General features: G+C 52.1%; 15 protein-coding genes. 8 read left to right on the top strand and 7 right to left on the bottom strand.

Going from position 1 to position 13,572, the window contains the following annotated elements; all coding sequences use genetic code 11:
• Positions 1–78 precede the first annotated feature (78 nt).
• The 3 genes from ACO0K8_RS13420 to ACO0K8_RS13410 all read left to right on the top strand — a co-directional run bounded on the left by ACO0K8_RS13420 (position 79) and on the right by ACO0K8_RS13410 (position 3,200).
• Entirely contained in the window at positions 79–1,083 is a 1,005-nt protein-coding gene (locus ACO0K8_RS13420) for a carbohydrate ABC transporter permease (RefSeq protein WP_422947159.1), read from the top strand.
• Positions 1,073–1,966 carry a carbohydrate ABC transporter permease gene (locus ACO0K8_RS13415; RefSeq protein ID WP_422947158.1) on the top strand — a complete coding sequence of 298 codons (894 nt, stop codon included), beginning with the start codon at positions 1,073–1,075 and terminating at the stop codon, positions 1,964–1,966. Before ACO0K8_RS13420 ends, ACO0K8_RS13415 begins: the two co-directional genes overlap by 11 nt.
• Before the next feature lie 97 nt (positions 1,967–2,063).
• Complete coding sequence (locus ACO0K8_RS13410; protein WP_422947157.1) at positions 2,064–3,200, top strand: ABC transporter ATP-binding protein; 1,137 nt, start codon at positions 2,064–2,066, stop codon at positions 3,198–3,200.
• 308 nt (positions 3,201–3,508) lie between these two features.
• On the opposite strand, the gene ACO0K8_RS13405 is transcribed toward ACO0K8_RS13410, so the two are convergent.
• On the bottom strand, positions 3,509–3,991 hold the full coding sequence (locus ACO0K8_RS13405) for a GNAT family N-acetyltransferase (RefSeq protein ID WP_422947156.1): 483 nt from the start codon (positions 3,989–3,991) through the stop codon (positions 3,509–3,511).
• Positions 3,992–4,683: 692 nt separating this feature from the next.
• Between ACO0K8_RS13405 and ACO0K8_RS13400 the strand changes: the two genes are divergently transcribed.
• The 4 genes from ACO0K8_RS13400 (at position 4,684) to ACO0K8_RS13385 (ending at position 7,462) form a co-directional block, all read left to right on the top strand.
• The gene (locus tag ACO0K8_RS13400) at positions 4,684–4,917 is read left to right on the top strand and encodes a hypothetical protein (protein WP_422947155.1); all 234 of its coding nucleotides are present in this window, start codon (positions 4,684–4,686) and stop codon (positions 4,915–4,917) included.
• Between the two features lie 443 nt (positions 4,918–5,360).
• Positions 5,361–5,909 (top strand): fasciclin domain-containing protein, encoded by a 549-nt coding sequence (locus tag ACO0K8_RS13395; protein WP_422947154.1) that lies wholly within the window; start codon positions 5,361–5,363, stop codon positions 5,907–5,909.
• Positions 5,910–6,098: 189 nt separating this feature from the next.
• On the top strand, positions 6,099–6,707 hold the full coding sequence (locus ACO0K8_RS13390) for a sigma-70 family RNA polymerase sigma factor (protein ID WP_422947153.1): 609 nt from the start codon (positions 6,099–6,101) through the stop codon (positions 6,705–6,707).
• Positions 6,704–7,462 (top strand): anti-sigma factor, encoded by a 759-nt coding sequence (locus ACO0K8_RS13385; RefSeq protein WP_422947152.1) that lies wholly within the window; start codon positions 6,704–6,706, stop codon positions 7,460–7,462. The genes ACO0K8_RS13390 and ACO0K8_RS13385 overlap by 4 nt, the downstream gene beginning before the upstream one ends.
• Positions 7,463–7,518: 56 nt before the next feature.
• Here the strand turns inward: ACO0K8_RS13385 and ACO0K8_RS13380 are convergent, their stop codons facing one another.
• The 6 genes from ACO0K8_RS13380 to ampC form a co-directional block, all read right to left on the bottom strand.
• Positions 7,519–8,049 carry a hypothetical protein gene (locus ACO0K8_RS13380; protein WP_422947151.1) on the bottom strand — a complete coding sequence of 177 codons (531 nt, stop codon included), beginning with the start codon at positions 8,047–8,049 and terminating at the stop codon, positions 7,519–7,521.
• 143 nt (positions 8,050–8,192) lie between these two features.
• Entirely contained in the window at positions 8,193–8,408 is a 216-nt protein-coding gene (locus ACO0K8_RS13375; protein WP_422947150.1) for a hypothetical protein, read from the bottom strand.
• Positions 8,409–8,586: 178 nt separating this feature from the next.
• Positions 8,587–9,018: a hypothetical protein gene (locus ACO0K8_RS13370; protein ID WP_422947149.1), complete on the bottom strand. Its 432-nt coding sequence runs from the start codon at positions 9,016–9,018 to the stop codon at positions 8,587–8,589.
• 1,113 nt (positions 9,019–10,131) lie between these two features.
• On the bottom strand, positions 10,132–10,383 hold the full coding sequence (locus ACO0K8_RS13365; protein WP_422947148.1) for a hypothetical protein: 252 nt from the start codon (positions 10,381–10,383) through the stop codon (positions 10,132–10,134).
• A gap of 34 nt (positions 10,384–10,417) precedes the next feature.
• Positions 10,418–10,795, bottom strand: coding sequence for a hypothetical protein (locus tag ACO0K8_RS13360; protein WP_422947147.1), 378 nt, complete (start codon positions 10,793–10,795; stop codon positions 10,418–10,420).
• Between the two features lie 192 nt (positions 10,796–10,987).
• Entirely contained in the window at positions 10,988–12,166 is a 1,179-nt protein-coding gene (ampC, locus tag ACO0K8_RS13355) for a class C beta-lactamase (protein WP_422947309.1), read from the bottom strand.
• Between the two features lie 551 nt (positions 12,167–12,717).
• Here ampC and ACO0K8_RS13350 point away from each other — a divergent pair.
• Positions 12,718–13,545, top strand: a complete 828-nt coding sequence (locus tag ACO0K8_RS13350) for a DUF3034 family protein (RefSeq protein WP_422947308.1) — start codon at positions 12,718–12,720, stop codon at positions 13,543–13,545.
• Positions 13,546–13,572: the final 27 nt, after the last annotated feature.

The following is a 13,572-nucleotide window of genomic DNA, read 5'->3' as shown; positions in this document are numbered from 1 at the left end:
GTGGCGCTCACAGTCTCACACTGTGGCAGCAGCAAGGCCGCAGCGTGAGATCTGATGACCGGTTTCTGGAGATTTACGATGTCTGCATTACGCACTACCACCGAGGCTAGTAAGGCCAACGAGGCCAACAAGGTGATTCAAGCTTCTGGCACAAAGCCGCCCTCGCGCACAAACGCCGCAACGGGCAAAAGCACGTCGTCGCAATTTGCCGCACTGGCCGACATTTGGCTACCGCGCCTGGTGTTATCCCCCACGATTATTGCTTCACTGATTTTTGTCTACGGCTTCATCGCTCTGACCGCCTATCTGTCATTGACCGAGTCGCGCATGATGCCGAACTACGAGTTCGCCGGTTTCTCCCAATACGCCGCCTTATTTGAAATCGATCGCTGGTGGGTCGCCGCAGCCAACCTGGGCATTTTCGGCGGTCTATTTATCCTGTTTTGCCTGATTACCGGCCTGCTGATGGCGGTGTTGCTGGATCAAAAAATTCGTGCCGAAGGCGCATTGCGCGCCATCTATCTGTACCCGATGGCGCTGTCTTTCATCGTCACCGGGGCCGCCTGGAAATGGATACTCAATCCGGGCTTAGGCTTAGAAAAACTCATGCACGACTGGGGCTACCACAACTTCAGTTTCGACTGGCTGGTTGACTCGGATATGGCAATCTACACCGTGGTCATCGCCGGTGTCTGGCAATCATCGGGTTTTGTCATGGCGCTATTCTTAGCTGGCTTGCGCGGTGTCGACGACAGCATCATCAAGGCCGCCATGGTCGATGGTGCCAGTCTGCCGACCATTTATCGCCGCATCGTCATCCCTTCGCTGCGTCCGGTATTTTTTAGCGTACTGCTGGTACTGGCGCATATCGCGATTAAGAGTTTCGATCTGGTGATGGCCTTGACTGCCGGCGGCCCCGGCACCTCGTCCGACGTACCCGCCATTTTTATGTATCAATTTTCATTCACCCGCGGCCAGTTAGGCCTGGGAGCCGCATCGGCCATGATGATGCTGGCCACCGTGTTAGCCGTGCTGGTACCGCTGATGTATATGGAAACCAAAGGAGCCGCTCATGGCCGCTAATCAAACATCACCCACTAGCCCGCAATTTGGCCAAGGCCTTAGCCTGGGACGCGTACTGATCTACGTTTTACTCATCCTGTGTGCCTTTTATTATCTGGCCCCCTTGTATGTGATGCTGACCACCTCGGTCAAATCTTTAGATGAAATTCGCAGCGGTAATTTGCTCAGTATCCCGCTCAACCCCAGCACCTATGCCTGGTCCAAGGCCTGGGGTACGGCCTGTACCGGCGTCACCTGCGAAGGTCTGGCGCCCTACTTCTGGAACTCGGTGAAGATGGCCGTGCCAGCCGTCATCATCTCTAGCCTGATAGGCTCGGTCAACGGCTATGTACTGGCGCACTGGAAGTTTCGCGGTTCGCACATCGTGTTTACGGCCTTGATGGTCGGTTGTTTTATTCCGTTTCAGGTCGTGATACTGCCGATGGCAAGAGTGCTGGGCATGCTCAATTTAGCCAATACCACTTCAGGTCTGATCCTGGTGCACATCATCTACGGCATGGCATTTACCACCCTGTTTTTCCGCAATTATTATGTCTCGGTACCGGAAGAATTGGTGAATGCGGCGCGCATCGATGGCGCAGGTTTTTTCATGATTTACCGCCGGATTATTTTCCCGCTGTCCTTACCTATCTTCATGGTTTGCTTTATCTGGCAATTTACCCAGATCTGGAACGACTTCTTGTTCGGCGTGGTGTTTGGCGGGTCGGATGCACAGCCGGTCACCGTGGCACTGAATAACCTGGTCAACACCTCCACTGGTGTCACCGAATACAACGTGAATATGGCCTCTGCCATTATCGCCGCCCTGCCGACGCTGGGGCTGTATCTGGTGGCTGGTAAATATTTTGTACGCGGTCTGACCGCAGGCGCAGTCAAAGGCTGAGGTTGAAGCTGAAGTTGAGCCAAGACCCGATCACGAAAAAATTTAGACACCCAGGGCAGCAAAGGCCCGGGCAAAGCAGAACATTCAAGGAAATCAAATGGCAAGCTTATCAATTCGCAATGTGCGCAAGGTGTATCCAAATGGCGCAGAAATCCTCAAGGGCATCGATCTGGAAATCGAAGATGGCCAGTTTCTAATTCTGGTGGGCGGTTCCGGTTGCGGCAAATCGACCTTACTCAATATGATCGCCGGTCTGGAAACCGTCTCTGAAGGCCAAATCCTGATCGGCAACCAGTGCGTCAACAATATCCCACCCAAATCGCGCGATATCGCGATGGTGTTCCAGTCTTACGCCTTGTATCCCACCATGACGGTGAGAGAGAATATCTCTTTCGGCCTGGGAATCAGAAAAGTCCCTAAAGACGAACAAGAACAAATCGTCAGCCGCGTCGCCGAGACCTTGCAAATGACGCATCTGCTCGATAGAAAACCGGCACAACTGTCGGGCGGCCAGCGCCAGCGGGTAGCGATGGGGCGCGCCATCGCCCGTGACCCGGCCTTGTTTTTGTTTGACGAACCGCTATCAAATCTCGATGCCAAGCTGCGCGTAGAAATGCGCGCCGAGATCAAACTTATGCACCAACGTCTCGGCACCACCATCGTGTATGTGACGCACGATCAGATCGAGGCCATGACCCTGGGCGACAAGATCGCCGTCATGAAAGACGGCGTAGTGCAGCAATTTGGCAGCCCGCAAGAAATCTATGACGCACCGAATAATCTGTTTGTGGCAGGTTTCATAGGCTCGCCATCGATGAATTTTCTGCGCGGCAAATTGATTGCCCACGCTGGCGGCCTGGCCTTTACCTTACTGCACGGCGAACGCACGACTTTGCTGCCGCTGCCAGCAGACGCCAGCGACTTATCCAAACTCAGCGCCTGGCAAGATAAAGAAATTATTCTAGGCATACGCCCTGAGCACGTCACCGACGCCCTCAGCGCGCGCCGCGCCGAAACCCCAGACGGCTACCACCCTAGCGAAGTCGATTGCATGATAGAACTGACCGAGCCGACCGGCCCCGACACCATCGCCTTCACCTGGATCAACGGCATACGCGCCACCTGCCGCACCCACCCACGGGCAGAAGCTACACCGGGTCAGCGCATGCCTTTAGCCTTTGATCTGTCCAAGGCGGTATTGTTTGACCCTGAAACTGAATTGCGCATAGGCTAAAAATTTATCAGAAATTTTCGACGGCAAACTTGAGTCATATTCAAGAACCCGACTAAGTACGATAGCCAAAGACGGTCAGCTTAAACTTTGGCTAGGGTTTGAAATTTCAAAAACAGGCAAGGCCAGCGCGCATATCCCATGCGGCTTGCAGCCCGGCATGCTTGAAGAAGCGCATGGAATATGCGCGCTGGCAGGGGCTGCTTTTAAATACGCTGGGGTGCCTGCGATTACGGCTTGCTAATCGCAGCTAGCTTGAAATAGCAAACGGTGCAATACGCCTGCGGCTATTGCACCCTACTTATTGGGGTTTACGGCCTTGCATTTTGAAGAACCTTTTTCATTACTATGCAGTCCAAAGAGAAACCTCTTGGTGACTCATATTTCGCATTTCTTACCCTTGAGAATCCGTTGCGAGTATAGAACCGTTCTGCATTTAACGTTGATTCCAGGTGGAGCGATGCGATGCCATTTGCGATTGCTAGCTGCTCAAGGAACTGCAACATGGTTCGACCCAGTCCGGTTTTCATGTGGGAGGGCGAGACAAAGATTGCGTCCAGCTTTCCGCTCGCAATATCGATAGCGCCAGTGCCTACAACTTGGCCACCCAACTCCGCTACGTAGAATGAATTTCGAACGGCCTCGCAGAAGCCTGCAGTAGCCAAATCGCCCTCTGTCCATCGCGCAATCAGGTCCGGGGAATAGTAGCCACTCGATCCTGCACAAATGGCTGCATTTCGAATGTCGTGTATTGCCTGGGCATCGCTCAACAGAGCTTTTCTGATGTATGGCATGGGGCACCTAACAAATAGCGTTTATCCGCCGCACCGGAACGCAAAAATAAGATCCGCGAACTGCTTGCGGCAGATGAACTTGGTTTGACGAAACCGCCTCAGCGGCGGCCACGCTGGAGATTGTAAGCGATGCACTTTCTATATTGCTAGTAATTTGACATTAAATTGTGTGTCATCAAGCCGGCTAGCCGAAATCTCTACGTAGGGCGTCAATAGCCGCAGGCGTATTGCGCCGTAAGCAATCTCAAAACAGGCACAGCCACCGCGCATATTCCATGCGCTTCTTCAAGCACATAGGCCTGTAGGCCGCATGGGATATGCGTGATGGCGGCATGCTGTTTTTGGTTTGCTTTTGCCTGGCCGTGTTTGTACTTCTGTTGTTACTGTGCGATTGCTGGCCGGTGGTAGACCGGCGGCTACTCCCTTTTCTTGCTTCGCCAAGAAATGGAAGCAAAAGAAGGCGACGCAAAGTCGCTGCCCTGCGGGTTCCCGCCTGTGCAAGTCAAAAAATGGGAAATGAAGCAAACTCGCCTGCGGCTCAAGCAGCTTCATTTCTAATCCATTTTCTGCCATGCACAAGCGGCAGCGCCACATGCGGAAAGCGAACGTCAACACATCCGTAGTGCGTCCGCCGCTCCACTGCACAGGCAACATCAAAGCACTTCAAGCTACGGCAATCTACTGCTGTTGACTTGGGTTTTGATTTAGCTTTTGATTTAGCTTTTGATTTAGCTTTTGATTTAGCTTTTGACTTGGCTTTTGACTTGGCTTTTGACTTGGCTTTTGACTTGGCTTTTGACTTGGCTTTTGACTTTGCTTTTGACCTGGGTTTTGACTCTGTTTTTGACGTGGCTTTTGAATCGAATTCGCATGTGGCGCTGCCAATTGTGCGGGGCAGAAAATGGATTAGAAAGGTTCGTGTTTGAGCGTAGCGAGTTTCGAACTTTTCCCATTTTTTGACCTGCACAATTGGGCATCCCGCAGGGACAGCGACTTTGCGTCGCCTTCTTTTGCTTCCGTTTCTTGGCGAAGCAAGAAAAGGAAGTAGCCGCCGGTCTACCACCGGCCAGCAATCGCACAACAACCACAGAAGTAAAAACACCACCCGGCAAACGCGCAAGCATACCCAATGACAGTGTCGACATTAAATAGCGTACGGCATAGCGACGGGTGTGCGATTACGCTTTGCTAATCGCACCTACGAGCTGAAGTAAAAACACCACCCGCTCAACGCGCTACTGCTGCGCATCGTATTTTTCCTCCTTCAAGAAATTTCCACCCCCCATCAAAATAATTGAATCCAAATGCTAAAGCCCGCCGTATATCACTTGGCAAACTCTGCAAACAATGCCAACTTATAGGAAACATCATGCGTTCATTTAGCTCTGCTGTCGTTTTATCCGCCCTCGCTCTCAGCGCCACAGTCTCATTTGCCGATGTCATGGTGGGCGGCCAAAGTATGTTGCCAAGTAAAGACATCATCGATAACGCCGTCAATTCGGCCGACCACACCACCCTGGTGGCGGCCGTCAAAGCCGCCGATCTGGTGACTACGCTCAAAGGCAAAGGCCCATTTACCGTATTTGCGCCTACCAATGCCGCCTTCCAAAAACTGCCAGCGGGCACCGTAGAAAACTTGCTCAAGCTTGAGAATAAAGCTAGTTTGAGCAAAGTCTTGACTTACCACGTGGTGGCAGGCAAATTTGATTTTATGACGATGGCGCAAGAAATCAAACAGCACAAAGGCATGGCCGAATTAGCCACCGTCAGCGGCGGCAAGCTCAAGCTGATGATGAACGGCAGCCACAACATCAGCATCATGGATGAGAGCGGTCACACTGCCAATATCAGCACTTACGATGTGATGCAATCGAACGGCGTCATCAATGTCATCGATACGGTATTGCTGCCAAAATAAGCTCAATTAATTTGATACGCTAAAGTCTGGTGCGCATCGCAATGCGCACCAGACTTTATCCATGCAAACACTGAAATCAAACACTTTAAAAACTATACGCCCGGCGTCTGACGGCTATAGGTAAAATGCCTGCGCAGCAGATGCATTTGCCATGCGCGGTATTTCACCACCATAGAGAGAAAGCTCATCATGTCCAGCAATCCAAATAATCAGACCCTAGACCCGGGCCAGATGCACATCTGGCTGATGGCTGTCGCGCGCCAGGATGGCCAGGCGTTTCGCGCACTGTATGAAGCGAGTTCACCGAAATTATTTGGCTTCGTGCTACGCATTTTGCAAAAGCGCGAACTGGCCGAAGAAGTCTTGCAAGAGAGCTTTGTCAGCATCTGGAACAATGCCAGCAGCTATCAATCCAGTCTGGCGGCACCGATGACCTGGATGACTACGATAGTGCGCAATCGCGCCTTTGACTTATTACGCAAACTCAATAACGGCCAACACTACGAGCTGGAAATCGACGCCGAATATTTTGATCCCGAGATCATGAGCGCACTAGAAAGCGCGGACGCCAGCCCACTGCAAGCCTTAGAACTGAGCCAGGACGCCAAAGCCCTGGCGTCCTGCATGTCGCGCCTGGAAGGCTTACACAGGCAGGCCATGGCACTTGCCTTTTATCACGATTTATCTCACAGCGAAGTGGCCGAGCAAATGCAATTACCGATGGGCACAGTCAAAACCTGGATACGCCGTGGGCTAGATAAACTGCGTACCTGCTTAGTCAAAAGGGAGCTGGCATGAACTTCAAAGATAAGCCCCTGCTGCAACAAAAACTGGCAGCCGAATATGTCTTAGGCACGCTGCGCGGCGCTGCCAGACGCCGCTTTGAAAGCTGGATGCAGCAAGATGCCGCCTTGCATCAAGTGGTCAGAGAATGGCAAGCGAATCTGATGCCGATGGCAGAATTTTCTAGCGCCACAGCAGCGCCAGCCAGCGTCTGGCAAGCACTGACGCAACGCCTAAAACTACAGCCAGACCGCTGGGCCTATTGGCGCAATCTGCGCGAAGACTTAAGCTTTTGGCGCGGCCTGGGCATGGTCTCGACCACCACCGCGCTGGTGCTGGTCTCGGTCTTGATGAGCAAACAAGCCGAGCTCAGTCTGCCTAGCAATAATTATGTCGCCACCTTAAGCGATGAAAAAGCGCAAGCCGTGGCGGTGATCTCTAGCGACAGCAAGAAGCGCCAATTACTGGTGCGCTTCGTCATTGCACAAGCGATCCCCGCCGACAAAAGTTTAGAGTTATGGGCAGTGGCCAAAGACGGCAAGGTCAAATCGCTAGGCTTAGTCGCCAACACGCTGGTCGCCAGCAAAGCACCGAGCCGCAATCCCGATGGCAGCGTGAATAACACCATCAGCCTGGCCTTGCCAGACAATCTAAGCCCAGAAAACATACCCTTACTGGCTGTAAGCCTAGAACCAAAAGGCGGCTCCGGCAACCCGGAAAAACCTAGCGGCCCGATTATCTTCAAAGGAAGTTGGCTGCGCTTGGGATAAAGGGGGTGCGGGTCTCACTCCTTTGGTGGGGTGAGATTGGGTGGGTGGGTTAGTGCTTAACGTTCGAACTCACCGGCCTGCGCGGATTTTTGCGCAGGTCCGGTGGAATGAATTGTTAGGGTGGCGGCTGGTATGGGGCGCAATTTCAGCCAATCCTCGCCAAGAGCGCCTTTACCTTCAATCGATACAGAGAAAACCGCCGTTTGTGGAGTAAGCGGCTCATCTGGTGCAGGCGTGAAGTCGCCGTGCCAACGAATGTGCATTTCCGAATGCACAATTTTTCCCTTCAGGCGAAAGACCATCAACATCTCGCCATCATCAGTTGATTCTGCCGTGATTGCCGACTTGCAGTCATCAGGCGATAGCGCAAGTTGTTTACAAACTTCGCTTGTGGGCTGATACGGGCCGAATAGGAAAAACTCATCCCATCCAAACTTTGTGATCTTGGCAAGTTCGACTCTTGTAGCCTTTTTGTCTCGGAGTTCCTTTTTCAACGCCCAGCCCACATCGCCGCTCTTGAGATAGCGGTAGATATCGCCACAGCCTGACAGGCATAGAGCAAGGAGGATCGTAAGGACTGTTCGCATGGAGCCCTAACGTTGAGTTGAAAGGCGCGCGTGCCGATCAATAAGTTTAAGGAATGCGTTTATCCGCGCGTCATTTTCGAATGCCATGTTAGCCACAAATACTAAATGTTCACCGCGATGAGAATTTATTTCCATAAACATTGCTATGGACCCCAATAGTCGAACTTAAAAATAACACCGACAGGCACGACGAAGCCGATCTCAGCGCCGCATGAAATTGTATGTTGTCCCGGTTCGAAAGGGACAATTTTTCCCAATGGATGGGGCCATACAACACCATCAACTTTAAGTGGCCCGCACTTACCGCCATTGTCATCGATGACTGCGAAATACGTCTTGCCGTCGAGGGATTTGTTCACGGCCCCTCTAAGATGACCATCGTCACATCCAGAATTGAAAAGACTAACGACAACGAGAAATATGTATGTAAGAAGACGGTACATGTGGGCGGTTGTTCTTGATGGCTAACGTTTGAGATGAGAGGCGGCACCCGGCTTGCCGGGTGACGTCCTCTCGATTGAAGGGTTAGGCGACATGCTACTGAGAAAGCACAACTTCGTAGACGCCAAACTTTGGCCAAAGAAGACCGGCTTTGGAGTACAGCTGCAACCGCACCTGCCGAACATCTGGACTTTTGACTACCTGTGTCAGATCAATGGTGTGTCCATTGCCGAGCATGGCGTTCATAGACAGATTTCCGATGGCAGTGAGCATGGAGTGCGTTGTCTCTGTGCTCAGCCCAGAACGACTGAGTAGTTCGAACCGGATTCCTTCGGCGCTGACCTTTTGCTCTGCGTAGAGCGAGAGTTCGACGGTGACGTAGCCGCGCTCTTCGCCAACTTGGCACATGGAGACAGGGCCTCCACCACTAAAGCCAACGATTCCAGTGATCGCAGCGTTGTGGATCTCGCCGTTCTCTTTAGCCAGGCGATTGAAGAGACGAGCGTAGTGCGCAGTTGTGCTTTTCATGGCGCCTAACTAGATATGTGCGTCACCGTGACGGGCGAATCGGACGGGTGACGCATAAAGCATTAAGAAAAAACTCTCGAAACCCGCTAGCAGACTAGCTTTGGAGAGTTTCACTGGATTTTCAATACCATTAAAAAAAACGTGAAACCCGTCAACTTATTTTCTTTTGATTATATCAATTAAATTGGTGAAATTGAAATATTTTCCCGAACGCATTTAAATCTAATAAGCCGTAATTTTTGTCTAGGTCGTCAATCGCCTCAAGCGTATTGCGTCGCATGAAATTTCCAATACAGGCAAGGCCACTGCGCATATTCCATGCGCTTCTTCAAGCATACTGGCCTGCAAGGCGCATGGAATATGCGCGCTGGCGGCATGCTGTTTTTGGTTTGCTGTTGCCTGGTCTTGTTTATATTTCTGTCGTTGGTGTGCGATTGCCGACCGGGGGTAGCCCGGTAGCTACTCCCTTTTCTTGCTTCGCCAAGAAATGGAAGCAAAAGAAGGCGACGCAAAGTCGCTGCCCTTCGGGTTCCCGCCTGTGCAAGCAAGCGTAGGGTGCGCCATGCGCACCATTTGAAGCACCGCTTGCCGAATTTACCTGCTGTTGGTCTCGCGCCATGCCGATAAGCCGCAATCAATACATAAGCCAGTAAGGCGTCTCGGACTTCATCGCTTACCCCGCATGCAATTTCAAAACAGGCAAGGCCACTGCGCATATTCCATGCGCTTCTTCAAGCATACTGGCCTGTAGGCCGCATGGAATATGCGCGCTGGCGGCATGCTGTTTTTGGTTTCCTTTTGCCTGGTCTTGTTTGTACTTCTGTCGTTGTTGTGCGATTGCTGGCCGGTGGTAGACCGGCGGCTACTCCCTTTTCTTGCTTCGCCAAGAAAAGTAAGCAAAAGAAGGCGACGCAAAGTCGCTGCCCTTCGGGTACCCGCCTGTGCAAGTCAAAAAATGGGAAATGAAGCAAACTCGCCTGCGGCTCAGACAGCTTCATTTCTGATCCATTTTCTGCCATGCACAAGCGGCAGCGCCACATGCGGAAGGCGAAGGTCAAAACATCCGTAGTGCGACTTTCTCTTCTCAGTACGTGCATGCTCAAACACATCGAGCTACGGCAATCTGCTGCTTTTGACTTGGGTGTTGACTTGGGTGTTGACTTGGGTGTTGACTTGGGTGTTGACTTGAGTGTTGACTTGGGTGTTGACTTGGGTGTTGACTTGGGTTTTGACTTGGGTGTTGACTTGGGTGTTGACTTGGGTGTTGACTTGGGTGTTGACTTGGGTGTTGACTTGGGTTTTGACTTGGGTTTTGACGTGGCTTTTGACTCTGCTTTTGACTCGGCTTTTGACTAGAATTCGCATGTGGCGCTGCCAATTGTGCGGGGCGGAAAATGGATTAGAAGTGAAGCTTGTCTGAGGTGCAGCAGGGGTTTCGTGGTACATGCACCACGCCTGCGTAACGGTATCCGCTTGCAAGCGGATATGCGCCCTGCAAGGGCAGCGAGTTTGCTTCATTTCCCATTTTACGACCTGCATAATTGGGCATCCCGCAGGGACAGCGACTTTGCGTCGCCTTCTTTTGCTTACTTTTCTTGGCGAAGCAAGAAAAGTAAGTAACCGCCGGTCTACCACCGGCCAGCAATCGCACAACAATGACAGAAGTAAAAACAAGACCAGACAACAAAAACACCGCCGCGAAGACGCGCATCCAAAATTGGCAGGCATGAAACTCAAGTCTGGCATGACGACAATGGGTGTATTTCGTCTCTTGCATATCAGAGGCTGAACAATTGCCAGCAACAAAAAAACAAAAACACCACCAAGCCACTGCGCATACCCCATGCGCCTCACAGCCCACCATGCTTGAAGAAGCGCATGGAATATGCGTGATGGCAGGGCCGTTTTCTAAAACCGCTACGGCGCAGCGAAATACGTGCGATTACGCTGGGCTAATCGCACCTACTGACTACTTAACTGAGCTGATTGCCAGTTGCTCCAGGATTGCATATCCCGCTTTGATGCGGGCAGGAATCGGGTAGTTTTTATTTGCCAGCATCACGATGCCAATTTTCTGTTCCGGCACAAACGCTACATAGCCGCCAAAACCATTGGTGGAGCCGGTCTTGTTGAACAAGGTGGCAGCAACTGGCGCTTGCGGCGCGCTGATTTTCTGCGCCGGATTGGCATCAAAGAGCATGCTTTCTGAGTTGCCGGCCAGCAGATGCTCTAACGTGACCGGGTAAGGATATTGCTCCCATCCTAGGCCCTGCACCATAGTGCCAACTTTGAAGTAGCCTACATGGGTCGCCGCCAAGGCGCGCTGCATAGTTGGCTCCAGGCCGCTAGCATCGATATTCACTTGTACGAAGCGCAGCATGTCGGCGGCGCTAGATTTGACGCCATACGTTGGTGCAGCCAGTGCGCCGGGATTCATCCGTATAGCCTGATTGGCCCGATTGTAGCCCCAGGCATAATTGCCCATCGCAGTTTTCGGCACGTCGAGATAACTGTGCTGCAGGCCAAGTTGCGGGAAAATCTGGGTTTCCATCACATCGCGAAAATCGGCCTTGAGCGCCAGCGCCGTGAGATGCCCGAACAGGCCTAGACTAGGATTGGAATATTCGCGTTGGCTGCCAGCTGCGGCAGTGGCCTTCCATGTTTGAAAATACGTCGTTACCTGTGCATCCGCGAGATCGTCGGGAAATTGCAGTGGCAGCCCGCCCGCAGTATAGGTACCCAGATGCAGCAAGCTGGCTTGGTCGATATCCTTGCCTTTAAGTGCTGGCATATACCGACTGGGGTGATCGTCCATGCTTAGCTTGCCGAGTACCTGGGCATAAGTGGCCATGGTTGCCGCGAAGGTCTTGCTGATAGAGCCGATCTCAAACAAGGTCGTCTCGCTCACTGGCGTCTTATTCGCGCGCGAGGCCACTCCGTATTGGAAGAACATCGACTGACCATTAATAGTCACGGCGACTGCCATGCCGGGCACATCGTACTCTGCCATCAGAGGACGTATCGCGGCATCGACGGCAGCGCGTATTTGCACGGCTTGCGCGCTATGCACGAGATCCGCGCCGGCCCAACTAGTGAGCGGCAACAAAGAAATAAGGCTGATGGCGATACGACGGCTAAGTTTTTGCAAGCTAGTCAATGGATGTTTCCTTTTTTTGTTGGGGAGTAAATTCTTGGCGCGGATTTTAAGCGCCGATTATTCGCGCCGATTATTCGCGCAAATGTTGAGGGCAGATTGTAAGCGCAGATTGTAAAAATGTCAGCAGCAGCGATTGCGCATTTCTGTCCATAAAATCTGAAATGCTAAGCTAGCCAGCGCGCATACCCCATGCGGCTCGCAGGCCGGCATGCTTGAAGAAGCGCATGGACTATGCGTGATGGCAGGGACGGCTTTTAGATTCGCTAAGGCACAAGACATGCGTGTGATTACGTCTTGCTAATCGCAGCTAGCGAACTAAAAACTCTTTTCAAATTAATTCAAATTAATTTGAAATAATTGAATCCGTTTCTGCCTGCCCTGCGTATATGACACTGAGCGGACGAGTTTCTTGTCTGCATCCCCGATAACAACACATCATGAAGACGGAGCAAAGCATGCGAAATAGCAAAAAAAGTGCGCAATTTATTTTACTCGCGGGCTTAAGCGCCCTGTGCCAGATAGCCAGCGCGCAAGTGTCGGCTATGTCGGCCATGCCAGATATGGGTAAATTAACCGCCACCGGCGGAGTCAGCCAGGTTGAAGGTGCCGGCGGTGGCGGTCTCACGCCCTGGGCTTTGATTACCGGCTACGGCAGTCGCGACAGCTATGGTGGCAATGCGCATTACACGCAAATCAATACCCAAGACTATACCTTGAAGACTTACGGCGTGGCAGTCGGGATCATGGATACGCTTGAGTTTTCATTGGCCAAGCAAGAGTTTAGCGGCAGCCTGGCACCGCTGGATAATCTCAAACTCAAGCAAGATATCTTGGGCATCAAAGTCAAAGTGGCTGGCGACGCAGTGTATGACCAAACTGGCTGGTTGCCGCAGATCGCAGTCGGCGCGCTGATCAAGCGCGATGATGCAATCGGCGGCTTGGGTGCCTTGGGCGTGACTAGCGTTAAGCAACTCGGTGCTACTAGTGATAGCGGGGTTGATTACTATGTCTCGGCCACCAAACTGTATCTGGCACAGAGCCTGTTACTCAATGCCACGGTGCGTTTAAGCAAGGCGAATCAAATGGGTCTGCTCGGTTTTGGCGGCGATAAAAATGATAAATACGAGCCGCTGCTAGAAGCCTCGGCGGCTTATCTGATTAATCGCAAGCTAGTGCTAGGTGCCGAATACCGCATGAAGCCACGCAATCTCGGGGTCGATAACGAGAAGGATAATGTCGACGTCTTTTTGGCGTATTTCCCGACCAAAAATCTCTCAGTCACGGCTGCCTATGTGAATCTGGGCGACATCACTATCTTTAACCCGACCAAGCAACGCGGTTGGTATTTATCGCTGCAGACTGGCTTCTAATTTAGCGCAGTCCAGCACAGTCCCTTA

The organism is Undibacterium sp. Ren11W, from assembly GCF_049340485.1.
GTDB lineage: Bacteria > Pseudomonadota > Gammaproteobacteria > Burkholderiales > Burkholderiaceae_D > Undibacterium.
The sequence above is the reverse complement of the archived record's forward strand: the minus strand, read 5'-3'. Positions and strand labels throughout refer to the sequence as shown.

Excerpts from the sequence above, each read along its gene's own strand:
- ACO0K8_RS13420 (WP_422947159.1), top strand. The coding sequence starts at position 79 with ATGTCTGCATTACGCACTACCACCGAGGCTAGTAAGGCCAACGAGGCC.
- ACO0K8_RS13415 (WP_422947158.1), top strand. The coding sequence starts at position 1,073 with ATGGCCGCTAATCAAACATCACCCACTAGCCCGCAATTTGGCCAAGGC.
- ACO0K8_RS13410 (WP_422947157.1), top strand. The coding sequence starts at position 2,064 with ATGGCAAGCTTATCAATTCGCAATGTGCGCAAGGTGTATCCAAATGGC.
- ACO0K8_RS13405 (WP_422947156.1), bottom strand. The coding sequence starts at position 3,991 with ATGCCATACATCAGAAAAGCTCTGTTGAGCGATGCCCAGGCAATACAC.
- ACO0K8_RS13395 (WP_422947154.1), top strand. The coding sequence starts at position 5,361 with ATGCGTTCATTTAGCTCTGCTGTCGTTTTATCCGCCCTCGCTCTCAGC.
- ACO0K8_RS13390 (WP_422947153.1), top strand. The coding sequence starts at position 6,099 with ATGTCCAGCAATCCAAATAATCAGACCCTAGACCCGGGCCAGATGCAC.
- ACO0K8_RS13385 (WP_422947152.1), top strand. The coding sequence starts at position 6,704 with ATGAACTTCAAAGATAAGCCCCTGCTGCAACAAAAACTGGCAGCCGAA.
- ACO0K8_RS13380 (WP_422947151.1), bottom strand. The coding sequence starts at position 8,049 with ATGCGAACAGTCCTTACGATCCTCCTTGCTCTATGCCTGTCAGGCTGT.
- ACO0K8_RS13370 (WP_422947149.1), bottom strand. The coding sequence starts at position 9,018 with ATGAAAAGCACAACTGCGCACTACGCTCGTCTCTTCAATCGCCTGGCT.
- ACO0K8_RS13365 (WP_422947148.1), bottom strand. The coding sequence starts at position 10,383 with ATGCGAATTCTAGTCAAAAGCCGAGTCAAAAGCAGAGTCAAAAGCCAC.
- ACO0K8_RS13360 (WP_422947147.1), bottom strand. The coding sequence starts at position 10,795 with ATGCAAGAGACGAAATACACCCATTGTCGTCATGCCAGACTTGAGTTT.
- ACO0K8_RS13350 (WP_422947308.1), top strand. The coding sequence starts at position 12,718 with ATGTCGGCCATGCCAGATATGGGTAAATTAACCGCCACCGGCGGAGTC.